This is a genomic window from Streptococcus mitis, assembly GCF_009496285.1.
Lineage (GTDB): Bacteria > Bacillota > Bacilli > Lactobacillales > Streptococcaceae > Streptococcus > Streptococcus mitis_BP.
In genome coordinates this window covers 107,570-132,100 of the sequence record NZ_WIJK01000001.1, presented here as the reverse complement: position 1 = coordinate 132,100, position 24,531 = coordinate 107,570, and the positions used below count along the sequence as shown (strand labels likewise).

Sequence of the window (24,531 nt, the reverse complement as noted above, 5' to 3'; positions counted from 1 at the left end):
GTATCGTGAAAGCTTTAGAGTAGATCTTCCTAGATAAAGATATCAATAACTATATAGCGTTTAGCTTAGTATTTCACTTGCTGACAATTTGTATTTCAATCATCAACTTAGTATGGAGAAATGTAATCAAGAGTTTGTGGCTAAGAGGATATGATTGTATCGATTCAGAAATATTTGAAGAAACTAGACTAAAAATTGAGTAAAGAAAGAAATAAAAATAGAAAAAATAAGTGTTATCGTCCCTGTTTATATGTCAGAGGCCTATCTTGAAAAATTTTTAGATAGCATTCTTCAACAAACTTATCAAAATCTTGAAGTTATTTTAATCAATGATGGTTCAACTGACGGTTCAGCAGCTATTTGTCAACGATATAAAAATCAAGATGCGCGTGTTAAAGTATATCATAAGCCAAATGGAGGAGTTGCTTCCAGTCGCAATCGTGCCTTGGAAGCTGTGACAGGTGATTACATTGTCTTTGTGGATAATGATGATTGGCTAGAGTTAGACCATATCCAAAGTCTTTATGATTTATTGAGAAAAACGGATGCAGATATTGCAATTGGTAATTTTACTCAGTTTATTGAAGATCAGGGAAGTTTTTTAATTCATGTAGGTGCAGACAACTATTTTGAACAAGTGTACAACCCTTTTGATTGGTTCTATCATCAATATGACGGAAAGTATAATCTTAGTCAATGTTTTACTGTTCCGTGGGCAAAACTCTATAAAGCGGAGCTTTTCAAGGATATTGTCTATCCAACGGATCAGAAGGTAGAAGACGATTATACGACCTATAAGGTTTACCTTCAAGCAGATAAGATTGCCTATATGAATAAAGCCATTTATATTCATAGAAAACGCTCCACAAGTGTCACTAGAACAGTTAATCTTGCAGATGTTTATCCTTTAAAGAGTATTGAAGAGCGTCTGACTATTTTGAATCTGATTGGGGCACCTCAGCAGTTGTTGGATAAGGAAATTCAGGCTTATAAATGGCGATTATCCATTCATGAAGAAGAATCATTGAAACGTGGAGATATGGAAGCTTATCAACAGATTTTGGTGAAAAAAGCTATTGAGACCAAGCGTCGGTGAGAGCGATAGGATTTATAGACTAGTTGATTAAAGAAAAATACTTGGCACAACTTGTTGTGAAATAACAAAAATTCTCTGAAGTCATTTGATTTCAGAGAATTTTTTCTTATTCTTCATCTGGTGTGAGAATCATCGGAATGATGATTGGTTCACGTTCAGTGTTTTCGTAAAGGAATGGTCGAATGGCATTTACGATAGCGCCATTGACAGATTGGACGCTGGCATCCTTGTTTTTCAATGCGATACGAATAGCATTGAAAAGGATACGTTGGCTTTGGCGAATCAAGTCACCAGACTCTCTCATGTAGACAAATCCACGGCTGAGAATATCTGGTCCAGATAGGATCATCTGAGACTTGAAGTCAACGGTTGCGACAGCCAGTACAACACCATCTTCAGATAGATCGCGACGATCTTTAAGCACAGCTGCACCGATTTCACCGATACGATTACCATCGACGTAGATATCCTGAGCGTTGAAATGACCAGCGATACGGGCAGAATTTGCAGTAAGGGCAAGCACATCACCATTACTCATGATAAAGATATTGTCCTTCTCAACTCCAGTATCTACGGCAAGTCCAGCGTGGACTTTCTGCATGCGATATTCACCATGAACAGGCATGAAGTACTTTGGTTTGATGAGGCGGAGCATGAGTTTTTGCTCTTGCTGGCCACCGTGTCCAGATGTATGGATATTGTTAATCTTACCATGGATAACTTCAACACCAGCTTCAGAAATGATGTTAATCAATTTGTTGACGCTAGTGGTGTTTCCTGGAATTGGGCTAGATGAGAAGATAACCGTATCACCAGGTTGGAGTTGCACTTGACGGTGAGTTCCGTTAGCGATACGAGAGAGAGCTGCCATGGGTTCGCCCTGACTACCTGTACAGAGGATAAGAATCTCACCCGCAGGATAGTCTTTAATTTCATTTGGCTCGATGAAGGTTCCCTTAGGTGCCTTGATGTAACCAAGTTCAATCCCGTTGACAATGGCCTTTTCCATAGAGCGCCCAAATACTGCGATCTTACGCCCTGTTTTAACAGCAGCTTCCGTTGCTTGCTGGAGACGGAAGATATTTGAGGCAAAGGATGCAAAGATGATACGTCCTTCGATACCTTGGATGATCTTCATAATCGACTGGCCGACAACCTTTTCAGAGTTTGTAAAGGTTGGCACTTCAGCATTGGTCGAGTCAGAGAGTAAACAAAGTACTCCATCTTCACCTAAGGCTGCCATACGGTGCAAGTCTGCAGGTTCACCAACTGGTGTAAAGTCAAACTTGAAGTCACCTGTACAGACGATTTTCCCTTGAGGTGTATGGATGACGATTCCCAAAGGCTCTGGAATCGAGTGGGTTGTTCTAAAGAAAGTTGCTTTAAGATTTTTAAAGTTCAACTCCGTGTTGTGGTTGATTTCGTGAAGTGTAGCATTGCGCAAAAGTCCATGCTCTTCGAGTTTTCCACGGATTAAGGCAAGGGCCAGTGGACCAGCATAGATAGGGATGTTTGCTTGCTTGAGCAAGAAAGGAATCCCTCCGATATGGTCCTCGTGTCCGTGGGTAATCAAGAGAGCCTTGACGCGGTCGATATTTTCTACAATATAAGAGTAATCAGGGATAACGTAGTCGATACCAAGTAGGTCATCCTCAGGGAATTTAATCCCTGCATCAACGATGATGATTTCGTCTTGATATTCGATACCATATGTGTTTTTTCCGATTTCTCCTAGACCACCAATGGCAAAAACGCCGACTTCTTCTGGTTTAAGAGTGTAGGCCATATTAGAACTCCGTAATTTCGAATGCGCCAGTTTCTTTTTCGTAGTCTAGCAATTTGTCAGACAAGAGTTCGATATACTCGATGTTGTACTCTGGACGATTCTCTTCGACAAGCTGGCGAGCAGCGATACGTCCTTCAAGTTCTGAACTAGCATCGATGTCTAAGTATAGTGAGCGTGTTGTTTCACGACGTGGGCTACGGTCTTTTGTTTCTTGATAAAAAACTTTGTAAATCATATGTTTCCTTTCTGCTTTCAGGTCAGCTATATTCAAAAATGCTCAGTTTGAAGCTGGTTTGATTCCAGTTCATTTTTTGTCTTTATTGACCTTGATTCGTTACAATTATCTCAATTATAACATAAAAAGGGGAATTAGTAAAAGCAGGAAACATGAAAGTAAGGAGCTTGAAATGCGTTTCATTTTACCTTGTATAAGTATTTGAAGACATCAGATGCAAGTGCTATAATAAAGCTAGAAAAGAGATTTTTCTTGATTAAGGAGGACTAGCTATGCTTAATTTTGTGTTTCACCTATTTGGATGGAAATTATGCATATTGCTACAACTACTTGGGCTCCTTTTCGTTAGATGATGATTTTGAAATATTTGCCTTTAGAATTAGAGAAAGGAGGCTCTCTATGTTTCAACTAGCTATCACGATTCGTCTCTTGGTATTTGCTGTTTTTGTTGCCTGTGTTTACGGTGGCAATTTAGTATTTGTTCGGCTGGAACATAGAAAAACAGCTATACACTGGAAAATTCTCTTTGTAACACTGTATTCCATTTTCCTCCTTCTTGTAACCTATGTGGTCTGGCTTGTATTTTACTTTGGTTTGAATGCTTAAGTACTTGTCCTGTCTGTTTGGCAGGATATTTTTGTTTCAAAATAAAGAAAATTCCCATGTGTCGGCTTTTGTAGTATAATAGTAAACAGACAAAAAGATAGGAATGTGTTATGAAAGTATTAGCATTTGATACGTCTAGCAAGGCTCTTTCTCTTGCTATTTTAGAGGACAAGCAGCTTCTTGCCGAGACGACAATCAATATCAAAAAAAATCACAGTATTACCCTTATGCCAGCCATCGATTTTTTGATAGCTAGTCTAGATTTGACGCCCAAAGATTTGGATCGAATCGTTGTAGCAGAGGGGCCAGGTAGCTACACAGGTTTGCGAATTGCGGTAGCAACTGCCAAGACCTTGGCTCATACTCTAAAAATCGAGTTAGTTGGCATGTCAAGTCTTTTAGCTCTGGTACCGAGTCAACAGGAAGGTTTGGTTGTTCCTTTGATGGATGCGCGTCGTAACAATGTTTATGCAGGATTTTATGAAAATGCCCATTTGGTCTTTCCTGAAGCGCATTTGTCTTTTGCAGAAGTTTTGGAGCAAGTCAAAGATGCTGATCAGGTAACCTTTGTTGGAGAAGTTGGAGCCTTTGTAGATCAAATCCAAGAACAATTGCCACAAGCCAACTATCTAGAAACCTTACCAAACGCAGCGAATCTAGCCCTCTGGGCTTGGGACAAGGAAGCAGACTCCCTGCATAACTTTGTGCCGAATTACCTCAAGCGTGTCGAAGCTGAAGAAAATTGGCTTAAGAATCACACCGAGTCTGGCGAGTCTTACATTAAACGCCTATGATAGAAATCAAACGAATCCAACAGCAACCTGACTTGGCTCAAGCCATCTATGCTGTCATGGTAGATATATACCCAGTCAGTCCTTGGACTCTGGAACAAATCCAAGCAGACCTGTCCCAAGACCAGACTTGGTATGCTTTAGCCTACGTTGGGATAGAAGTGATTGGATTTTTAGCTGTTCAGGAAAATAACTTTGAAGCAGAAGTCCTGCAAATTGCTGTTAAAGGAGCCTATCAGGGTCAGGGAATTGCGTCAGCCTTATTTGCTCAATTACCGACAGATAAGGAGATTTTCCTCGAAGTCAGAAAGTCAAATCAACGAGCACAGGCATTTTACAAGAAAGAAAATATGGCAGTCATCGCTGAGCGAAAGGCCTATTACCATGATCCAGTCGAGGACGCCATTATCATGAAGAGAGAAATAGATGAAGGATAGATATATTTTAGCATTTGAGACATCTTGTGATGAGACTAGTGTTGCCGTATTGAAAAACGACGACGAGCTCTTGTCCAATGTCATTGCTAGTCAAATTGAGAGTCACAAACGTTTTGGTGGTGTAGTGCCAGAAGTGGCTAGTCGTCACCATGTTGAGGTTATTACAGCCTGTATTGAGGAGGCGCTGGCAGAAGCAGGGATTACAGAAGAAGATGTAACAGCTGTTGCGGTTACTTATGGACCAGGCTTGGTCGGAGCCTTGCTTGTTGGTTTGTCAGCTGCCAAGGCCTTTGCTTGGGCACATGGACTTCCGCTGATTCCCGTTAACCACATGGCTGGCCACCTCATGGCAGCTCAAAGTGTGGAGCCTTTGGAATTCCCCTTACTAGCTCTATTAGTCAGTGGTGGACACACAGAGTTGGTCTATGTTTCTGAGGCTGGTGATTATAAGATTGTTGGTGAAACTCGTGATGATGCGGTTGGTGAAGCCTATGACAAGGTCGGTCGTGTCATGGGCTTGACCTATCCAGCAGGTCGGGAGATTGACGAGTTAGCTCACCAAGGTCAGGATATTTATGATTTCCCTCGTGCCATGATTAAGGAAGACAATCTGGAGTTTTCATTCTCAGGTTTGAAGTCTGCTTTTATCAATCTTCACCACAATGCTGAGCAAAAGGGAGAAAGCTTGTCCAAGGAAGACCTATCTGCTTCTTTCCAAGCAGCAGTCATGGATATTCTCATGGCTAAAACCAAGAAAGCCTTAGAAAAATACCCTGTTAAAACCCTGGTTGTGGCTGGTGGTGTAGCTGCAAATAAAGGTCTTAGAGAACGTCTAGCAGCCGAAATTACCGATGTCAAAGTTATCATTCCAACTCTGCGACTTTGCGGAGACAATGCGGGAATGATTGCCTATGCTAGCGTCAGCGAGTGGAACAAAGAAAACTTTGCAGGCTTGGAGCTAAATGCCAAACCTAGCCTCGCTTTTGATACTATAGAATGAAAAGTCAGCTTGAAGCTGGCTTTTTTGCTAAAATATTTTATAATATGTTAAAAAAGTAAAAGTTTTTACGAATAGAATAGTAAAGGGAATTTTTAAAAGGGAGTTTGTCTATGATTGAAAAACAGGAATTAGGAGAATTTTACAAGGAATTACGCCTGGCGAGAAAGCTCAAGCAGTCAGATGTGGCTTGTGCAGGACTAACAGCCTCTCAGCGATCCAAGTTTGAACTAGGGCAGTCCATGCTGTCTGCGGATAAGTTGATCCTAGCGATCCAAGGGATAAATGTGACCTTTGATGAGTTTGGTCACAAGCTCAACAACTACCAAGAATCTCCACATATGAAATTTGGTAGAAGGCTTGTGGATCGCTTTGCCCATCAAGATATAGCTGGTTTAGAGCAACTCTTGGAGGAAGTCGAGCAAGAACAGATGGCGCAGACCTATCGTCGCTTGAATGCCATCGTGATTAAAGATGCTATCCATTCACTAGATAAAAGCTACCCACTAGCAGAGGAGGATAGTGAGTTTTTAACCACCTATCTCTATGCTATCGAGTCTTGGACCTGGTTTGAACTCTATATCTTTTGCAATACTATGCTTTTTTAAGCAATCAAGATCTGATCTTTTTATCAACCTCTTTACTCGAAAAATCCAAGGAATTTAAAGAATTGGCACACAATAGACTGTATATGAAAAGTTGCTTTCTAAATATCATCTCAGAGCTCATGGAGCGCAAACTTTTCTCTTACATCCCAATCTTTGAAGCCGAGTTGGAGAGCATACTTCGCCCGTACGATGTTTTTGAGAAATTACTGTGGCAGTTTTTAAAGAAAATGAGTGTTTTCCTTCAGACCAAGGGAAGCAATCAAAAAGAGATTGAACACTTTATCCAATCTCTGCAAATATTAGAAAATCCACAATTAACAGCCCTTTTTGAACTACGCTTACAGCAGTATAAAGCACTTATCGATTAGTTAGAAATCGCAAATGTGAAATTCCTACCAGAAAAAATGTCAAATATGCGATTTTTTAAAATATGGAATTTTTCGTGTTATACTGTCTTCATTCCATAGTATAGGAGAAAATAGAATGAAAAAGATCATCTCACGCTACTACTTTTTTGTAGCCATTCTACTTGTTATTGTTTACCAGTACTTCAGTGGTCTGGTTTTAAACAACGATTTTACTGCTGGTCTATCTAAATTTGGCTATTATTTTTCGGATATGATGTTGAATTTTCTTGTGGTTCTACTTGTTTTTATTTTTATGGTAGGGTCAGGAAAATGGCAACAAATCAACAGTAGAAAATTTAAAGGGTCCTATCTTTTTTATTCCTTTTTAGCTTTTCTTGCTTTATTTATTTGGAATTTTATCAAATTTTTCCTATTCCCACCTACCCAAAATGGACTTGCTTACCAACTCGCTGCTCCGACTTTTACAGGCGCTACGGCATTTTTGATGTATTTTTTCTATCCTGTGATTGCAGGTCCCATTTTTGAAGAGATGATTTATCGTGGATTGGTGATGACCGCTTTGGAAAAATGGAAAAAATGGGGACTGGACGTGCTTGGTTCTGCTGCTTTATTTGGAATTCTGCATATTAGTGATTATGGTTGGGTCTTGACAGACTTTTTCGTATATATGGGTGGCGGTATCATATTTGCGGTCTTGTTTAGAGTGACAAAGTCTATTTATTGGCCTATTGGACTGCATATAGTCTATAACGGTATCGGGCATATACTTCCTTTGTTATTTTAGAGGATTTTGAGAATCATAAATCAAGGGATGAGTCCTCATCGTGGTGCTTTTTCTTGGGCTGGAGAAATAGTAGAAGGATTGTTTAGTCGTCGTAGAAGATAGGATACTATAGGAGTTGATTTAATGAAGAAAATGAAAGAAATGAAATTTCATCTAGTAACCGGCTTGTTGATTTTGACTAATTACCTCATTTTTAATGTCATACCAGACTTAGATTTTACTGGTGCTTTGTCTGATGAGATTTACTATGTATTTCAGGTTTTACTGGTATTTATTCTGGGAACTGTAGCTACAATTATTTTTGTCAAAAGTGAACATTGGAAAGAATGTGGTCGATTCCAGTTTCGTTGGCCTTACCTAGGTGTTTTCTTTCTTTCTTTTTTCTTATTATTCGTGTGGGTAAATCTAGCAACTCGTATCTTTCCTCGTTCGCAAAATGGAAGTACGGTAGTGGAAGTAGCCACTAGTTTAACAGGAATTAGCTATTTTATTACGCGGATAGTTTATACTTGCATTATCGCACCTGTAGCAGAAGAGGTTGTTTGTCGTGGTTTTGTGATGACAAGCTTGTCTAAATTCAAAAACTACTATATCGATGTTCTTGTTTCTGCTGCGATATTTGGTGCTATGCATGTTTTACAGCATGGTTGGATAACGACAGATTTCATACTCTATTTTGTAATGGGCTTGATATTTTGCATGATGTTTCGCTATACACGCTCTATTTATTGGGGCATAGCTTTACATGCTTCATGGAATACCTTCTTACTCATTGTTAGTTTATTGGTGTTTGGATTTTAGAAGGGTGATATATGAAAAAGATAATCTCACGCTACTACTTGTTTGTAGCTATTCTACTTATCATTACGGACCAGTTCTTCATCCGTCTGGTTTTACACAGCGACTTGACTGCTGGTCTATCTGATTTTGGCTATTATTTTTCGGATATGATGTTGAATTTTCTTGTGGTTTTGCTTGCTCTTGTTGCCATGATTTGGTCAGGGAAATGGCAACAAATCAATAGCAGAAAATTTAAAGTGTCCTATCTTTTCTATTCCTTTTTAGCTCTTCTAGCTTTTTTTGTTTGGAATTTGGTCACATTTTTTATTTTCCCACCTACCCAAAATACAATTTCTTATCAACTAGATCTTCCTACTTTTACAGGAGTTACTGCATTTTTGATGTATTTTTTCTATCCTGTGATTGCAGGTCCCATTTTTGAAGAGATGATCTATCGTGGATTGGTGATGACCGCTTTGGAAAAAGGGAAAAAATGGGGACTGGATGTACTCGGTTCGGCTACTTTATTTGGAATTCTGCATATCAGTAGTCATGGTTGGGTCTTGACAGACTTTTTCGTATATATGGGTGGTGGTCTAATAATGGCAGTCTTTTTTAGAGTGACAAAGTCTATTTATTGGCCTATTGGACTGCATATAGTTGATAATGCCATTGCTCAAATTCTACCTTTGTTATTTTAGTGGATTTTGAGAATTGTAAATAAAGGGATGAGTCCTCATCGTGGTGCTTCTGATTGGATGAAAGGAATCTGGACAGGTTTGGCTGAAAGACGACGTAAATAAAACTTAAAAGGATCAACGATGAAAAGGAAAGATAAGAAATTATACTTGTCAACTGTTTTGATAATAGTCACCTATTACTTAATTTTTAATTTTGTAGCAAGGTTAGAATTTGTTAACCAATTATCAGATTTTGGATTTTATGGATTTCAAATTTTATTGATAGTTCTTGAGGGGATTGCTGCTACAGTGGTTCTAGTAAAGAGTCAAGGTTGGAAAGAATGCGGTCTCTTCCAGTTCCGTTGGTCTTATCTAGGTGCCTTCTTTCTTTTCTTTATACTGATGTTTGTGTGGGTAAATATAACGACTCTGATTTTTCCTAGCACGCAAAATGGGAACGAAATGATGAAAGAAGCAGCTAATTTGACAGGAATTAGTTACTTTATAATGCGCATTCTCTATGGCAGTCTCATTGCTCCTATCGTTGAAGAGTTGGTTTTTCGTGGACTTCTGATGACGGCATGGTCCAAATTTAAAAAGTATTATGTTGATGTCGTCGTTTCCTCCACACTCTTTAGTCTTATCCATGTTTTACAGTATGGCTGGGTGTTAACAGATTTCATCGTTTATGCGGGAGCAGGTCTCTTGTTCTGTATGCTATTTCGTTATACTCGTTCAGTTTATTGGCCAATGGCTCTTCATATCTTGTGGAATACATTTTTAATCGTTCTTAGTTTATTGGTGTTTGGGTATTAAATCTAAAATAGTTTATAAGTTGCATCATGAGACTGGCCTCCCAGTCTTTTTCTGTTCTTGTCAGTCAGCAGACTTTTTTCTATTTTACGAATATGTTATAATAATTTTTGTTGTGACTGTTTGGAAAGCAGTTGCTGAAGGAATGATTAGTGAGGAAGTCTATGAAAGAAAAAGGATTTTGGGAGGGTGTGCAGGCTGCGGTGCCGACAGCTCTGGGCTATGTTAGCATCGGTCTTGCTTGTGGCATTATCGGTTCTCCCTATGTGACACCAGTAGAAATGGGTTTGATGAGTCTCTTTGTCTATGCTGGGAGTGCCCAGTTTGCCATGATAGCCTTGATTGCAGTTCAAGCTCCTGTGGCAGCTATTGCTATGACGGTTTTTCTAATCAATTTGCGTCTCTTTTTGTTGAGCTTACATGCGTCGACTTATTTCCGTCATACAAGTCTCTGGCACAATATCGGCATGTCCAGCCTCTTGACCGATGAGACCTATGGCGTTTTGATGGGCGAGTTGGTGCATACGGATAAGGTCAATCCTATGTGGATGCACGGGAACAACCTTAACAGCTATGTGGCTTGGTTTGTCGGAACTGTTGTCGGAACTGCTCTAGGTGGACTTCTACCAAATCCAGAAATTTTTGGCTTAGATTTTGCCCTAGTGGGGATGTTTATTGGGATTTTTACTTCCCAGTTTCAGATTATGCAAAAACGGATTCCTTTGCGCAATCTCTTCATAATTTTAGCAGTTGTAGCTGTATCTTTCTTTTTGCTCTTGACGGTGGTGTCTCAGTCATTAGCTGTTCTGTTTGCGACCTTGCTAGGTTGTACCATGGGGGTGGTCTTGGATGGTCAGTAAGTATATTTTATTAGCAATTGTCTTTTCTGGCTTGGTGACTTGGATTCCAAGAATGATTCCGTTCATCCTAGCCAAGTACAAGGGTTTGCCGCCTATCGTAGAGCGTTTTTTGAAATTCCTACCAGTTTCTATTATCTTTGCCTTGATTCTTTCAAGTGTGGTGAAAGGAAAAGTTGGAAGTCTCCCGCAGATAAAGTGGTTAGACTTTTTAGCAGTCTTTCCAACAGCTTTTGTAGCCTTTCGTTACCGCAATCTGGTAGGGACTGTTCTCTTTGGGGTGGTCTTGATAGCAGTCCTACGTTTGGTCTTTTAATCAGCCATAAAGAAAACCTATCACAAATATAGAAATCATATAATAGCGTAATTCCTTTTTTTCTGTTAAGATAAGATTGTATTCTATTTTGGAGGAAATATCATGAAAAAAATCGTTAAGTATTCATCACTTGCTGCCCTAGGGCTTGTAGCCGCAGGTGTATTGGCAGCTTGCTCAGGTGGTGAAAAGAAAGATGCTGCATCTGGTGAAGCAACATCTGATAAAAAGGAAATCGTTGTAGCAACTAACGCGTCACCAAAACCATTTAACTATGAAGAAAACGGTGAGTTGACTGGTTTTGAGATTGAGGTTGTTCGCGCTATCTTTAAAGACTCTGACAAGTATGATGTCAAGTTTGAAAAGACAGAATGGTCAGGAATCTTTGCAGGCCTTGACGCAGATCGTTACCAAATGGCGGTTAACAACATCAGCTACACTAAAGAACGTGCAGAAAAATATCTTTACGCAGCACCAACTGCTAAAAACCCTAACGTTCTCGTAGTTAAGAAAGATGATAACAGCATCAAATCGCTTGATGATATCGGTGGAAAATCTACTGAAGTCGTTCAAGGAACAACATCAGCTAAACAATTGGAAGAATATAACAAACAACACGCAGATAACCCAACTGTCCTTAACTATACAAAAGCTGACTTCCAACAAATCATGGGACGTTTGAGCGATGGACAATTTGACTACAAGATTTTTGATAAAATCGGTGTAGAAACAGTTATCAAAAACCAAGGTTTGGATAACTTGAAAGTCATCGAACTTCCAAGTGACCAACAACCTTACGTTTACCCACTTCTTGCAAAAGGTCAAGATGAATTGAAATCATTTGTTGACAAACGCATCCAAGAACTCTACAAAGACGGAACGCTTGAAAAATTATCTCAACAGTTCTTTGGTGGTTCTTACCTCCCCGCAGAAGCTGACATCAAATAAGTTTGTAAATCATCCATTCTCTCGTAGGTGGATGATTTTGTAACTTTTAGACGTATAGTTTAAAACTATATGTCTGCCTATCTAATAACAATTTGCGAAATCAAATAAAGTGTGAGATACTATTACAGTATTATTTTTAAAGGAGAATGAATCATGAAAATTAAAAAATGGTTAGGCGTAGCAGCTATCGCTACAGTAGCAGGCCTTGCACTTGCAGCTTGCGGAAATTCAGACAAGAAAGCAGACAATACAACTACAGTTAAAATCGCAACTGTTAACCGTAGCGGTTCAGAAGAAGCACGCTGGGACAAAGTCCAAGAATTGGTTGAAAAAGACGGAATTAAATTGGAATTCACAGAGTTTACAGACTACTCACAACCAAATAAAGCAACTGCTGATGGTGAAGTAGATTTGAACGCTTTCCAACACTACAACTTCTTGAACAACTGGAACAAAGAAAACGGTAAAGACCTTGTAGCGATTGCAGATACGTATATCTCACCAATTCGCCTTTACTCAGGTAAAAACGGTGAAGAAAACAAGTACACTAAAGTGGAAGAAATCCCAAATAACGGTGAAATCGCAATTCCGAACGATGCTACTAACGAAAGCCGTGCCCTTTACCTTCTTCAATCAGCTGGTTTGATTAAATTGGATGTTTCAGGAACTGAACTTGCTACAATCGCAAACATCAAAGAAAATCCAAAGAACTTGAAAATCACTGAGTTGGACGCTAGCCAAACAGCTCGTTCATTGACTTCAGTTGATGCAGCAGTTGTAAACAACACTTTTGTTACAGAAGCAAAATTGGACTACAAGAAAGCACTCTTTAAAGAGCAAGCTGACGAAAACTCAAAACAATGGTACAACATCATCGTTGCGAAAAAAGATTGGGAATCATCACCTAAAGCTGATGCAATCAAGAAAATTATCGCAGCTTATCATACTGATGAAGTGAAAAAAGTCATCGAAGAAACTTCAGACGGCTTGGATCAACCAGTTTGGTAATAAACACAGGGAGGTGGGAGAGATTTTTTCCACCTCTTGATTTTATATAGAGACTAAAGAAAAGGAATATCCACTTGTATTGATTCTAAAGGTACAAGTCCTAGTAGAAAGGTAGAGAGAAAATGGTTTTCCCTAGCCAAGAAGAACAAATTGAAAAGTTTGAAAAGGATCATGTAGCGCAACATTACTTTGAAGTTTTGCGTACCTTGATTTCTAAAAAATCAGTCTTTGCCCAACAAGTCGGCCTTAAAGAGGTGGCTCGTTATCTAGGCGAAATCTTCAAGCGTGTAGGTGCAGAGGTCGAGATTGATGAGAGTTATACGGCACCCTTTGTCATGGCGCATTTTAAAAGTTCACGCCCAAATGCCAAGACTATCATTTTCTACAACCACTATGACACAGTACCTGCGGATGGCGACCAAGTCTGGACAGAGGATCCATTTACGCTTTCTGTGCGTGATGGCATTATGTATGGACGCGGGGTTGATGATGACAAGGGGCATATCACTGCCCGCTTGAGTGCTCTTAGAAAATACATGCAGCATCATGATGATCTACCAGTCAATATCAGTTTCATCATGGAAGGAGCTGAAGAGTCTGCCTCTATGGACTTGGACAAATATTTAGAAAAACATGCGGACAAGCTTCGTGGTGCAGATTTATTGGTCTGGGAACAAGGGACCAAAAATGCCTTCGAACAGCTAGAAATCTCTGGTGGGAACAAAGGAATTGTAACCTTTGATGCCAAGGTAAAAAGTGCGGATGTGGATATCCATTCGAGTTATGGTGGGGTTGTGGAATCAGCTCCTTGGTATCTCCTTCAAGCTTTACAGTCTCTTCGCGCTGCAGATGGACGTATCTTGGTTGAAGGCTTGTACGAAGAAGTACAAGTGCCAAATGAACGTGAATTGGCCTTGGTTGATACCTACGCCCAACGAAATCCAGGGGAAATCAGCCAGATTTATGGTTTGGAATTGCCTCTCTTACAAGAGGATCGTGCAGCCTTCCTAAAACGTTTCTTTTTCGAGCCAGCTCTTAATATCGAAGGGATTCAGTCAGGCTATCAAGGGCAAGGGGTTAAAACGATTTTGCCAGCAGAAGCCAGTGCTAAGTTAGAAGTTCGTTTGGTTCCTGGCCTAGAACCGTATGATGTTCTGGAAAAAATTCGGAAACAGCTAGACAAAAATGGCTTTGATAAGGTAGAATTATACTATACCTTGGGAGAGATGAGCTATCGAAGCGACATGAGCGCGCCAGCCATTCTCAATGTGATCGAGTTGGCCAAGAAATTCTATCCACAGGGCGTTTCAGTCTTGCCGACAACAGCGGGGACAGGGCCTATGCATACGGTCTTTGATGCCTTAGAAGTACCTATGGTTGCCTTTGGTCTAGGAAATGCTAATAGTCGAGACCATGGTGGAGACGAGAATGTACGAATCGCCGATTATTACACCCATATTGAATTAGTAGAGGAGCTGATTAGAAGCTATGAGTAGAGATATTATCAAGTTAGATCAGATCGATGTGACTTTTCACCAAAAGAAAAGAACTATAACAGCGGTCAAGGATGTGACTATTCACATCCAAGAAGGGGATATCTACGGAATCGTTGGATATTCTGGAGCAGGGAAATCAACCCTTGTACGGGTGATTAACCTCTTGCAAAAGCCATCTGCAGGCAAAATTACCATCGATGACGATGTGATTTTTGATGGCAAGGTGACCTTGACGGCCGAGCAGTTGCGTCGTAAACGTCAAGATATCGGAATGATTTTCCAGCACTTTAACCTGATGAGTCAAAAGACGGCAGAGGAGAATGTGGCCTTTGCCCTCAAACACTCTGGACTCAGCAAGGAAGAAAAGAAGGCCAAAGTAGCTAAATTGCTCGACTTGGTGGGCTTGGCTGACCGTGCCGAAAACCATCCTTCACAACTATCTGGAGGTCAAAAACAACGTGTGGCTATTGCGCGTGCCTTGGCCAATGATCCAAAAATCTTGATTTCAGACGAGTCAACTTCAGCTCTTGATCCAAAGACAACGAAACAAATCTTGTCACTCTTGCAAGAATTGAACCGTAAACTAGGTTTGACCATTGTCCTGATTACACACGAGATGCAGATTGTCAAAGACATTGCCAATCGTGTAGCAGTTATGCAAGACGGTCGCTTGATTGAAGAAGGTAGCGTTCTTGAAATCTTCTCAGATCCTAAGCAACCATTGACTCAGGACTTTATCTCAACTGCGACAGGTATCGATGAAGCTATGGTCAAGATTGAGAAACAAGAAATCGTAGAGCACTTATCTGAAAATAGCATTTTGGTACAACTCAAGTATGCAGGCGCTTCTACAGATGAACCGCTTCTGAATGAATTGTACAAGCATTACCAAGTAACAGCCAATATTCTCTATGGGAACATTGAAATTTTGGATGGTACTCCTGTGGGTGAACTTGTGGTTGTCTTGTCAGGGGAAAAAGAAGCTCTTGCAGGCGCACAAGATGCCATTCGTCAGGCAGGTGTGCAACTAAAAGTATTGAAGGGAGGACAGTAAGATGGCAGAATTGATTAAAGCATACTTACCAAACGTCTATAAGATGGGTTGGTCTGGTCAGGCTGGCTGGGGAACAGCAATTTACTTGACTCTTTATATGACGGTTCTTTCCTTCATCATCGGAGGTTTCCTAGGGCTGGTTGCAGGGCTTTTCCTTGTCTTGACAGCTCCAGGTGGTGTCTTGGAAAATAAAGTTGTTTTCTGGATTTTAGACAAGATTACCTCTATCTTCCGTGCGGTGCCATTTATCATTCTCTTGGCTGTCTTGTCACCCTTCTCTCATCTAATCGTAGGGACAAGTATCGGACCAAATGCGGCTATTGTACCCCTATCTTTTGCAGTCTTTGCCTTCTTTGCTCGTCAGGTACAGGTGGTATTGGCAGAGCTAGATGGCGGTGTCATCGAGGCGGCTCAAGCGAGCGGAGCGACTTTCTGGGACATCGTGGGTGTTTACCTATCAGAAGGTCTTCCAGATTTGATTCGTGTGACGACTGTGACCTTGATTTCCCTTGTTGGGGAAACAGCTATGGCGGGAGCAGTTGGAGCTGGTGGTATCGGTAACGTGGCTATCGCTTATGGATTTAACCGTTTCAATCATGATGTGACAGTCCTTGCGACTCTCATCATTATCCTGATTATCTTTACAATTCAATTCTTGGGAGACTTCTTGACCAAGAAATTAAGTCATAAATAAAAAAAGAGTTAAGTGGCTCTCAGATTGAAGAAAAAGTCAATTTTGGACAATTTTCTTCAATCTTTTTCTTTTATTAGAGAAAATAAAAAAACTCTTAAAAATAGCATGTATCAGCATTTCTAAGAGTTTTCAAGATGTAGTAAAATTACCGAAAGGGTTTGTCTACCTACTGAGAGCCGTGTGGTTCTTTTTCTATCACATTTTATCTGCGAATTTCTTACTCAGCGCTTGTCCAATAAGGGAACCGAGTAAAGCACCAATGAGGATGCTTGCTACAAAGAGAAGGATAGTACCAGGGTTAGGCGCGACCATGATGCGGTCAATATAGTCCTGAGATTTTCCGCGAGCTACGAGGGTTGCGATATAGGCTTGAGGAGTTAGCCACATAAGTAGGATGGGACCAGTAGTACCAAAAGCAAAAACTAGGAAGGAAAGAAGGTTCTTGACCTTATCTTTGTAGTGGCCAAGATGAGCAATGCCATCTGCTGCAAGACCGCATATGATTCCTGGAAGAAAGGCACCAGCACCATGCTTGCTTCCGAGGAAAAAGAGAGCAATTACAAGTCCAATCGTAGTAATCGCTCCAAAACGAGGCACTTTTGCTAAAAGGATCATATAGACGCTACCACCCACAAGGGCAGAAAAGGCAGGGGCGTAAAACATATTTCCAGTGTGGTCGACAAGGTTCCCTAGTAGAACCCCCACTCCGATGCAGAGAAAGTAGACAAGGGCAGCTACAAGGGTCGTCAAGATATTCTTTTTCATAAATTCTCCTTCGTATATCTGATGTTATTCATTGTATCATGCCTGTGGCAGATTGTAAATGCTGGTTTGGAACTAGTATTTATTAGGAAATGTGGTAAAATAGGAAAAAATAAAAGACGAGTGGTAAGAGGATGAAGAATTTAGGAAAAGTTTTTAAAGAGTTACGAGAATCAAGAAAAATTTCCTTGAGAAAAGCAACAGGTGGACGCTTTTCAGCATCCTTATTGTCGCGTTTTGAAAATGGTCAGAGTGAAATATCTGCTCCAAAGTTAATCGCAGCTTTGGAGAATATTCATGCGAGTATGGAAGAATTGTTATTTTTGGCGAGAGGTTTTCATCAGGATGCCTATTCTGAATTTAGAAACAGAATAGTTGAGGCTATTGACCCTCAAGATTTGACATCCTTGCGCACTCTCTACCAGAGAGAGTATCAACAACTTCCTTTTTCAAAAGATAGACAGCAACACATTCTCAATGCTATTTTAATAAAATCCTATATGAAAGCCATTGATGAGATGGTTACATTGACCGCTGAGGAAGAAAGAGTCCTACATGATTATCTATTTTCTGTCGAAATTTGGGGACACTATGAACTGTTGTTCTTTTCTTCCTGCTCTCCGCTTTTATCAGTCCAGCTTTTTACAAAGTACTCTCGAGAAATGTTGCGGAAGTCAGATTTCTTGCAAGGAGTTGGGAAAAATCGAAATATGATGCATACCTTGCTCCTCAATGCTTTTATGGCCTGTATTGAAGTTGATGATTTTACCAATGCCCTCTATTTTAAAAAACAAATTGAAAAGAACTTCTTTGAAGAAAATGAAACCTATTTTCGAATAGTCTACCTATGGGCAGAAGGTTTGCTTGATAGTAAGCAAGGAAGAGTAGAGGAAGGGCAGAGAAAGATGGAGGATGCTATTCGTATTTTTGAGATGATTGGTTGTAGCAGATCTGCTGACTATTATAGAAGTGCCATGGAGTGTTGAATATCTGCAACTAGATAAAATAACTTGAAACGATAGGACTGTGAAGATACTTATTAGTAGTAGAAAATTCTAGCGTTTTCGTTATTCGTTTAGTTTGTTGCATATATTCAAAAAAGTATTCTCGAGGGATTCTTGATGCTATACTAGAACTACCATAAAAGTAGAATGTGAGAAAGAAAGGAATCTATATGAAACTATTACTAAGAAATCAAGCATACAGAGTTTTGAGCTTATCACGCTTTTTCAATGCTTTTGGTGCTTCCATTTTTAATTTAGTATTCGTGGTCTATGCCTCGACTTTGCCAGAGGCTTCTGTTGCCGTTGCTATGGCGAATGTTGTGATGATGCTTCCAACTCTTTTTACAGTTTTTGTAGGAATTCGTGCAGATTATACCAAGGACAAGGTCAAATGGATGACCTATGTCGGTTTATTTCAGGCGGTTTTATTTTTTCTAGCAGCCCTAGTTGTTCAGCAAGCTAGTTTCTTTGCCTTTTCGACCCTTTGCCTCATCAATGTCCTTAGTGATGTAGCCAGTGATTTTGCTGGTGGCTTGCGAATGCCTCTCGTTAAAGAAAAGGTAGCAGAGTCAGATCTGATGGAGGCCTATTCCTTTTCGCAGTTTATTACCTACATCTCTGCGATTGGCGGCCAAGCTTTTGGAGTTTGGCTATTAGGGGTGTCAACACAGAACTTTTCGCTCGTAGCGGGAATCAATGCCATATTTTTCCTAGTGTCAGCTCTCGTTCTCTTTTTAGGAAGGGCTGAATTAGGCTTATCAACTCCACTTGTTGATAGTAAATCACTGAAAAATGAGAAACTTTCTATCAAAGATCAATTTTTAACGATTTACCGAAACTTACGCCTCGTTTTTCTTAAAAGTGGACAGAAAAACTTTGGTTTTATGCTCTTTGCTATCTTGATTATCAATGCTTTGGGTGGTGCCTTAGGTGGTATCTATAACATCTTCCTTTTAAATCATTCCTTACTGAATTTTTCCTACAAGGATGCCTTGTTTATCTTACAATTGATTACCTTATTAGCAGTTATCATCAGTAGCCTTACTGGCAATGATTATTTTGGGAAGCAATCTCTACCTAGATTGATGATGTGGGTTACATTAGGAGCCAGTCTAGTTGGTCTATCTAATTTGTTAAACCAAGTCTTGCTCGGGATGCTTTTCGTCTTTTTTACCATGTATGTTTCTGGGAAAATTTCTCCAAAGATTAGTGCTCTGCTCATGAAAAATCTTGCTCCAGAGGTTCTCTCTCGTACCAGTAATTTTTTAGGTTTGTTGTTTACTCTATCTATACCAGTGGGGACAGCCTGTTTTTCACTGGTGGCAGTATGGGATATACAGTTAACATGGGCTCTGTTTGTTGGGCTTTCCTTGCTTGCGATTCTCCTAGCTAGTCTTAATCTCAAACATGAAATTTAGGTGTTAGTCTTCTTTTCACACTGTCCCAATCCCCTCATTTATGGTAAAATAGGACTATTAAGTTATAAAGAGGATTCCCTATGAAATTACAAAAACCAAAAGGAACGCAGGATATTTTACCTGCTGAGTCTGCCAAATGGCAGTACGTTGAAGGCTTTGCGCGTGAAATCTTCAAACGCTACAACTACGCAGAAGTGCGTACTCCTATTTTTGAGCACTACGAAGTCATCAGTCGTTCTGTTGGAGACACAACTGATATCGTAACCAAGGAAATGTATGACTTTTACGACAAGGGAGACCGTCATATTACCCTCCGTCCAGAAGGAACTGCTCCAGTCGTTCGTTCTTATGTGGAAAACAAACTCTTCGCACCAGAAGTTCAAAAACCAAGTAAGTTCTACTACATGGGGCCAATGTTCCGCTATGAGCGTCCACAAGCAGGTCGTTTGCGCCAATTCCACCAGATTGGTGTGGAGTGCTTTGGCTCTAGCAATCCAGCTACCGATGTGGAAACTATCGCTATGGCAGCCCACTTCTTGAAAGAAATTGGCATACAAGGTGTTAAATTGCACCTCAACACTCTTGGAAATCCTGAGAGCCGTGCGGCTTACCGTCAGGCCTTGATTGACTACTTAACACCGCTCAAGGAAACCTTGTCTAAGGATAGCCAACGTCGCTTGGAGGAAAATCCTCTCCGTGTCTTGGACTCTAAGGAAAAAGAAGATAAGGTAGCAGTAGAGAATGCGCCTTCTATTTTGGATTTCCTTGATGAAGAAAGCCAAGCTCATTTTGATGCTGTGCGTCAGATGTTGGAGAATCTGGGTGTAGACTACATCATCGATACCAATATGGTGCGTGGTCTAGACTACTACAACCACACTATTTTCGAGTTTATCACTGAGATTGAGGGCAATGACCTGACAGTCTGTGCGGGTGGTCGTTACGATGGTTTGGTTGCTTACTTTGGTGGCCCTGAAACTGCTGGATTTGGTTTTGGACTTGGTGTAGAGCGCCTGCTTCTCATCCTTGAAAAGCAAGGTGTGGCCCTCCCTATCGAAAACGCCCTAGATGTCTATATCGCAGTCTTGGGTCAAGGGGCAAATGTCAAGGCTTTGGAATTGGTACAAGCCCTTCGCCAACAAGGTTTCAAAGCAGAGCGTGATTACCTCAATCGTAAACTCAAAGCTCAGTTCAAGTCAGCCGATGTCTTTGCGGCTAAGACCCTCATCACTCTAGGTGAGAGCGAAGTCGAAAGCGGACAAGTAACGGTCAAGAACAATCAAACCCGAGAAGAAGTGCAAGTGTCGCTTGAGACAATCAGCCAAAACTTCTCAGAAATCTTTGAAAAACTAGGGTTTTAATGATAGATAAACTGGTCAGGATTTTATTCCTGACCTTTTTCTTTTGCAAAATGACAAAAATCTTAAACTTTTTGACAAAGATAATTGTCAAAAATAAAAAGATATGTTACAATGAAATCAAGTTAAGAAATAAAGAACTAGGAGGGGGCCACATGTGGGTATGGATTTTTTTTCCTTTTCTCGTCTTGATTTATAGTAGTCAATCTAAAAAAATCAAGCGGTTAGAGAAAAGGTTAAAGGTAATCGAAAGAAAAGAGAAAGGAAATATAGATATGTCAAGATTATTGCAAGAATTAATTGGGAAAAAACCAACAATCGTTGGACAAGTGTTTGGAACAAATTTATGGGAAGTTGTGGATGTTGATGAGGAATGGGTCAAACTACGTCATGTTGATAAAAATGGGAAAGAAAAATTCAAGTTGCAACGTATTGAGGATATCCAAGCCGTTGAATTTGATGGAGAGTAGGTGTGTAACATGCAACTAAAAAACCGTCTAAAAGAGCTTCGGGCTCGCGATGGCCTGAATCAAACCGAGCTGGCCAAACTAGCTGGCGTGTCCAGGCAAACCATCAGTTTGCTAGAGCGGGATGAGTACACGCCCTCCATCGTCATTGCTCTGAAGATTGCTCAGATCTTCAATGAGCCAGTCGAGTCAGTTTTTCGCTTAGAGGAGGATGAGTGATGAACAAGTATAAAGTGATTTATTATCTCTGTATCGTTGTGTTTATCGTGAATCTTTTGGCTATGATTGGAAGCCTATTTGGTTGGTTTACAATCGTTGAAAGTAAGTATCTCTTCTGGATAAATTTAGTGCTACTATTAGTCTTTAGATGGGTAGAGAGAAAGATAAAATTCAAAGAGCTCGTAAAAGGAGAAAAGTTATGAAAGAATTTTTAGCAGGTTTTCAAGTCGATACTGAAGACAAAGCACTTGCAGGTGTTTGTGCAGGTTTAGGAAATTATTTTAACATCCAAACCAACATCGTTCGTTTGGTGACGCTCTTCTTGTTTCTCTCTTCGACGGAGATTGGTATTTTAACAGTTACAGCCTATGCTTATCTAGCAGGTTGGCTTGGCAATGAGCCCTTGGGAGATAGAGCGAAAAAAGCAAGAAATCAAGCTATTCTCTTATTTGTTGTTTGTTTGCTTTTGGTGTCGCTTGGAGCAGAAGGTTTGACAGCTATTTTTGAATCAGGTAAAGCCTTTGGTCAATGGTTGGCTGGATTAGTTTAGAGGGAGGATGAAAATGAAAAAGAAACGAATCTTATACTTCTTAGCGATTGGTGTTTTAGGCTATTTTACAGGTATGCTTGCAGGTCGTGCTTGGGCATTGGGCACAAGTTTTAATTTGAATACTCTAGTTCCATGGATTTCAGCATCTTGTTTATTGATAGCTTTCATTAGCATTTTTGTAACTATCTATTTTTTAAAAAAGAGTAGGAAATTCCACTCTTTATATCAAATGGAAATAGATGACGATGTGAATGAAACTTATTATGTGCAAATGTATCGAAATCTTGAGTTCGGTACGATTGCCTTTAACGTTGTCTCGGTTATGACTATACTCGCCTTATTCATCTCTATGAATGAAGTGATGATACTCCATACAAGTTCTATCGTTCTAGGACTTTCTGTCCCAGCTCTTATTTTAGCTGCAGTACTTCAAAAATATCTTTTCAAGACGATTTCGATTGTTCGTCAGTTTGATTTGTCATTCTTCTCTATTCCAAAGGATGTGTTAGATTATGTCAATTCTTACGATGAAGGAGAACGACAAGCAAATTTGGAGCAGAGCTTTCGGATTTTATTTCAATTAAACCAATATGTTTTACCGGGTTTGTATATTTTGATTGATATCGTTTCTGTACTTACAGGAGAAATTCAGTTATTAGCACTTTTAGCCGTAGCTGTTATCCATATTTATATCAATGTGATGCAAATACCTATGGTGAAACGCTATTTCAAATAGGAAAGATCACTGAAACTACTTAAGGTTATTGGCTAGTTTAGATAGAGGTCAGAAAATGAAAAATAATCGTAAATGGTTGAGAGTAGTAGTGTGTATGTTAAGTGCTTTTGTAGGAGCCTTTGCTTACACTCTTAGAGGTATAGCTGAACAGATTCAAATGTCACAAGTCTTACACACTGTTTATGGATTCGCTCTCGTTATTGGAGGAATTTCCTTCATCTTAGCCATGTATTATCTTGGCAAAAGTCGTGCAGTTTATACTCTTTATCAAAGGGTGGCAGAGGAAGAAGATAGTGATCAGACCTATGTAAGAGCCTATCGTTACTTAGATTATGGTTCGGTTTCTTCAAATGTTTTGATGATAGCAATGATGATCAGTGGGATCATACTGATTTCTCCGATATTTAAGAATACCTTGCTAATTCTTCCTGCTCTTATTCTATTATGCTTATACATTATTGTTGCCAATTACTTGTTGCGAACTATTTTTATCGTTCGACACTATAAACTGTCTGTTTATTACACTCCAAAAGATATTTTAGCATATCTTAACAGTTATGATGAGGGAGAAAAGCAGGCAGAGATGGAAAGTGCCTATTTAACTCTGTTTAGGTTGAATCAGATTTTACTGCCATCACTCTATTTTTTATTGATAGTATTATCAGTTGTTTTACGAGAAATACAAGTGGTTGCCTTAGTTCTTTTAGTCGTCATTCATTTTTATATAACTATCGCACAATTAAGAAAAACAAAACGTTATTTTAAATAGGAGTCTTTTATGAAAACACTTAAAAACATTGGCTGGTTTGTTCTTGCTTTCTTATCATTTTTGTTTATCTACGGTTTTATTCAGACTTTACCTCTGATTGCTCTTGGTTCAGGTGCACCTATAGTCGGTGTTCTTCCGCTTTATATTCTATTAGCAGGAGCTTTTACCTTCTTAACATACAAGTGGTATAAGACAGGAACTGTTACGATAGAAAAAACGGGCCTTAACAAATACATCTGGTTGCCTGCCTTGGTATGGGTCCTTATCATTGTTGTACAAAATTTCTTACCAAATGATCCATCTGTCAGTCAACAGACGGCAGAACAATTGACTCATAATCAACCTCTCTTCTCTTTCTTCATGATTGTTGTCTTTGCACCCCTGACAGAAGAGTTGACCTTTAGAGGTCTGTTAGCTCGTTATGTCTTCCCTCAGCAGGATAACGTCAAGCAGACAGTACTCTTTCTTCTTGTAAGTACTATCATTTTTGCCCTTGTTCATTTCCCTGGCACTCCTCAACAATTCCTAGTGTATGGTTCCCTCGGTTTGAGCTTGGGCTTGGCATATATCAGCAAAGGTGGTTTGGCATACAGCATTGCTTTACATGCTTTAAATAATTTAATCGGATTTTTAATGATTCTCATGCTATAATAGACTCAGGAGGAAGTCATGAAACGAGTGATATTATTAGCAGTGATTCAGGCAGTTGTACTCTTCTTCATTATTGGAGCGCTTGCCTATGCTTTTAAAGGGGATTTCTTTTATAACCATCTAGCAGTTATCTTTGCACCAATCGCAGGTATTATGCGATTTGCGACAGCCTATGCAACGGAGATTGTTCTCCCTAAAAAGGCTGCAGAGATTGCTGAAAAGCGAAAAAAATAAAGAAATACCAAG

The 24,531-nt window shown here is 39.8% G+C and carries 30 protein-coding genes and 1 pseudogene; 28 read left to right on the top strand and 3 right to left on the bottom strand.

The window, feature by feature from the left end; translation table 11 throughout:
- The first annotated feature begins 217 nt into the window (after positions 1–217).
- Positions 218–1,096 carry a glycosyltransferase family 2 protein gene (locus tag GEZ89_RS00640; protein WP_322741461.1) on the top strand — a complete coding sequence of 293 codons (879 nt, stop codon included), beginning with the start codon at positions 218–220 and terminating at the stop codon, positions 1,094–1,096.
- Positions 1,097–1,202: 106 nt separating this feature from the next.
- Here the strand turns inward: GEZ89_RS00640 and rnjA are convergent, their stop codons facing one another.
- Positions 1,203–2,882 carry a ribonuclease J1 gene (gene rnjA / locus GEZ89_RS00635; RefSeq protein WP_153224605.1) on the bottom strand — a complete coding sequence of 560 codons (1,680 nt, stop codon included), beginning with the start codon at positions 2,880–2,882 and terminating at the stop codon, positions 1,203–1,205.
- 1 nt (position 2,883) lies between these two features.
- The gene (locus GEZ89_RS00630) at positions 2,884–3,117 is read right to left on the bottom strand and encodes a DNA-dependent RNA polymerase subunit epsilon (protein WP_000639568.1); all 234 of its coding nucleotides are present in this window, start codon (positions 3,115–3,117) and stop codon (positions 2,884–2,886) included.
- A gap of 399 nt (positions 3,118–3,516) precedes the next feature.
- On the opposite strand from GEZ89_RS00630, the gene GEZ89_RS00625 reads away from it, so the two are divergent.
- The 16 genes and pseudogenes from GEZ89_RS00625 to GEZ89_RS00550 all read left to right on the top strand — a co-directional run bounded on the left by GEZ89_RS00625 (position 3,517) and on the right by GEZ89_RS00550 (position 16,351).
- Positions 3,517–3,723: a hypothetical protein gene (locus GEZ89_RS00625; protein ID WP_153224604.1), complete on the top strand. Its 207-nt coding sequence runs from the start codon at positions 3,517–3,519 to the stop codon at positions 3,721–3,723.
- Positions 3,724–3,833: 110 nt separating this feature from the next.
- Complete coding sequence (tsaB, locus tag GEZ89_RS00620; RefSeq protein WP_153224603.1) at positions 3,834–4,517, top strand: tRNA (adenosine(37)-N6)-threonylcarbamoyltransferase complex dimerization subunit type 1 TsaB; 684 nt, start codon at positions 3,834–3,836, stop codon at positions 4,515–4,517.
- Complete coding sequence (gene rimI / locus GEZ89_RS00615) at positions 4,514–4,951, top strand: ribosomal protein S18-alanine N-acetyltransferase (protein WP_153224602.1); 438 nt, start codon at positions 4,514–4,516, stop codon at positions 4,949–4,951. The genes tsaB and rimI overlap by 4 nt, the downstream gene beginning before the upstream one ends.
- On the top strand, positions 4,941–5,951 hold the full coding sequence (gene tsaD / locus GEZ89_RS00610) for a tRNA (adenosine(37)-N6)-threonylcarbamoyltransferase complex transferase subunit TsaD (protein WP_153224601.1): 1,011 nt from the start codon (positions 4,941–4,943) through the stop codon (positions 5,949–5,951). Before rimI ends, tsaD begins: the two co-directional genes overlap by 11 nt.
- A 110-nt stretch (positions 5,952–6,061) precedes the next feature.
- Positions 6,062–6,924 (top strand): annotated as a pseudogene (locus GEZ89_RS00605) (XRE/MutR family transcriptional regulator).
- Positions 6,925–7,039: 115 nt separating this feature from the next.
- On the top strand, positions 7,040–7,708 hold the full coding sequence (locus GEZ89_RS00600; protein ID WP_153224600.1) for a CPBP family intramembrane glutamic endopeptidase: 669 nt from the start codon (positions 7,040–7,042) through the stop codon (positions 7,706–7,708).
- Positions 7,709–7,831: 123 nt separating this feature from the next.
- Positions 7,832–8,509, top strand: coding sequence for a CPBP family intramembrane glutamic endopeptidase (locus tag GEZ89_RS00595; protein ID WP_153224599.1), 678 nt, complete (start codon positions 7,832–7,834; stop codon positions 8,507–8,509).
- An 11-nt stretch (positions 8,510–8,520) separates the two neighbouring features.
- Positions 8,521–9,189 (top strand): CPBP family intramembrane glutamic endopeptidase, encoded by a 669-nt coding sequence (locus GEZ89_RS00590; protein ID WP_153224598.1) that lies wholly within the window; start codon positions 8,521–8,523, stop codon positions 9,187–9,189.
- A gap of 120 nt (positions 9,190–9,309) precedes the next feature.
- Positions 9,310–9,984 (top strand): CPBP family intramembrane glutamic endopeptidase, encoded by a 675-nt coding sequence (locus GEZ89_RS00585; RefSeq protein WP_153224597.1) that lies wholly within the window; start codon positions 9,310–9,312, stop codon positions 9,982–9,984.
- Positions 9,985–10,145: 161 nt separating this feature from the next.
- On the top strand, positions 10,146–10,841 hold the full coding sequence (locus GEZ89_RS00580) for an AzlC family ABC transporter permease (protein ID WP_153224596.1): 696 nt from the start codon (positions 10,146–10,148) through the stop codon (positions 10,839–10,841).
- Complete coding sequence (locus tag GEZ89_RS00575; protein ID WP_153224595.1) at positions 10,831–11,154, top strand: AzlD domain-containing protein; 324 nt, start codon at positions 10,831–10,833, stop codon at positions 11,152–11,154. The genes GEZ89_RS00580 and GEZ89_RS00575 overlap by 11 nt, the downstream gene beginning before the upstream one ends.
- A gap of 102 nt (positions 11,155–11,256) precedes the next feature.
- Entirely contained in the window at positions 11,257–12,099 is an 843-nt protein-coding gene (locus GEZ89_RS00570; protein WP_153224594.1) for an amino acid ABC transporter substrate-binding protein, read from the top strand.
- Between the two features lie 153 nt (positions 12,100–12,252).
- Positions 12,253–13,107 carry a MetQ/NlpA family ABC transporter substrate-binding protein gene (locus GEZ89_RS00565; protein WP_000694516.1) on the top strand — a complete coding sequence of 285 codons (855 nt, stop codon included), beginning with the start codon at positions 12,253–12,255 and terminating at the stop codon, positions 13,105–13,107.
- A gap of 122 nt (positions 13,108–13,229) precedes the next feature.
- Positions 13,230–14,603, top strand: coding sequence for a M20 family metallopeptidase (locus GEZ89_RS00560; RefSeq protein ID WP_153224593.1), 1,374 nt, complete (start codon positions 13,230–13,232; stop codon positions 14,601–14,603).
- Complete coding sequence (locus GEZ89_RS00555; RefSeq protein ID WP_153224592.1) at positions 14,596–15,657, top strand: methionine ABC transporter ATP-binding protein; 1,062 nt, start codon at positions 14,596–14,598, stop codon at positions 15,655–15,657. The genes GEZ89_RS00560 and GEZ89_RS00555 overlap by 8 nt, the downstream gene beginning before the upstream one ends.
- Before the next feature lies 1 nt (position 15,658).
- Positions 15,659–16,351, top strand: a complete 693-nt coding sequence (locus GEZ89_RS00550; RefSeq protein WP_004250431.1) for a methionine ABC transporter permease — start codon at positions 15,659–15,661, stop codon at positions 16,349–16,351.
- A gap of 195 nt (positions 16,352–16,546) precedes the next feature.
- Here GEZ89_RS00550 and GEZ89_RS00545 read toward each other — a convergent pair whose 3' ends face one another.
- On the bottom strand, positions 16,547–17,116 hold the full coding sequence (locus tag GEZ89_RS00545; protein ID WP_075232312.1) for an MptD family putative ECF transporter S component: 570 nt from the start codon (positions 17,114–17,116) through the stop codon (positions 16,547–16,549).
- Between the two features lie 131 nt (positions 17,117–17,247).
- Between GEZ89_RS00545 and GEZ89_RS00540 the strand changes: the two genes are divergently transcribed.
- From GEZ89_RS00540 to GEZ89_RS00490, 11 genes are all read left to right on the top strand, one after another.
- On the top strand, positions 17,248–18,099 hold the full coding sequence (locus GEZ89_RS00540; protein ID WP_075232313.1) for an Rgg/GadR/MutR family transcriptional regulator: 852 nt from the start codon (positions 17,248–17,250) through the stop codon (positions 18,097–18,099).
- Positions 18,100–18,287: 188 nt separating this feature from the next.
- A complete protein-coding gene (locus GEZ89_RS00535) occupies positions 18,288–19,535 on the top strand; it encodes a transporter (protein ID WP_153224591.1) in 1,248 nt (415 codons plus the stop codon).
- Between the two features lie 80 nt (positions 19,536–19,615).
- Entirely contained in the window at positions 19,616–20,896 is a 1,281-nt protein-coding gene (gene hisS / locus GEZ89_RS00530) for a histidine--tRNA ligase (RefSeq protein ID WP_153224590.1), read from the top strand.
- On the top strand, positions 20,896–21,363 hold the full coding sequence (locus tag GEZ89_RS00525; RefSeq protein ID WP_194251809.1) for a hypothetical protein: 468 nt from the start codon (positions 20,896–20,898) through the stop codon (positions 21,361–21,363). The genes hisS and GEZ89_RS00525 overlap by 1 nt, the downstream gene beginning before the upstream one ends.
- 9 nt (positions 21,364–21,372) lie before the next feature.
- On the top strand, positions 21,373–21,579 hold the full coding sequence (locus tag GEZ89_RS00520) for a helix-turn-helix transcriptional regulator (RefSeq protein WP_001176235.1): 207 nt from the start codon (positions 21,373–21,375) through the stop codon (positions 21,577–21,579).
- Positions 21,579–21,782: a hypothetical protein gene (locus GEZ89_RS00515; protein ID WP_153224588.1), complete on the top strand. Its 204-nt coding sequence runs from the start codon at positions 21,579–21,581 to the stop codon at positions 21,780–21,782. The genes GEZ89_RS00520 and GEZ89_RS00515 overlap by 1 nt, the downstream gene beginning before the upstream one ends.
- Complete coding sequence (locus tag GEZ89_RS00510; protein ID WP_153224587.1) at positions 21,779–22,129, top strand: PspC domain-containing protein; 351 nt, start codon at positions 21,779–21,781, stop codon at positions 22,127–22,129. Before GEZ89_RS00515 ends, GEZ89_RS00510 begins: the two co-directional genes overlap by 4 nt.
- Before the next feature lie 13 nt (positions 22,130–22,142).
- The gene (locus GEZ89_RS00505) at positions 22,143–22,865 is read left to right on the top strand and encodes a DUF3169 family protein (protein WP_153224586.1); all 723 of its coding nucleotides are present in this window, start codon (positions 22,143–22,145) and stop codon (positions 22,863–22,865) included.
- A gap of 55 nt (positions 22,866–22,920) precedes the next feature.
- Positions 22,921–23,634, top strand: coding sequence for a DUF3169 family protein (locus tag GEZ89_RS00500; RefSeq protein WP_228113849.1), 714 nt, complete (start codon positions 22,921–22,923; stop codon positions 23,632–23,634).
- Positions 23,635–23,643: 9 nt separating this feature from the next.
- Complete coding sequence (locus tag GEZ89_RS00495; protein WP_153224585.1) at positions 23,644–24,285, top strand: CPBP family intramembrane glutamic endopeptidase; 642 nt, start codon at positions 23,644–23,646, stop codon at positions 24,283–24,285.
- Positions 24,286–24,303: 18 nt separating this feature from the next.
- Positions 24,304–24,519 (top strand): hypothetical protein, encoded by a 216-nt coding sequence (locus GEZ89_RS00490; protein ID WP_060955102.1) that lies wholly within the window; start codon positions 24,304–24,306, stop codon positions 24,517–24,519.
- The last annotated feature ends 12 nt before the right edge of the window (positions 24,520–24,531 follow it).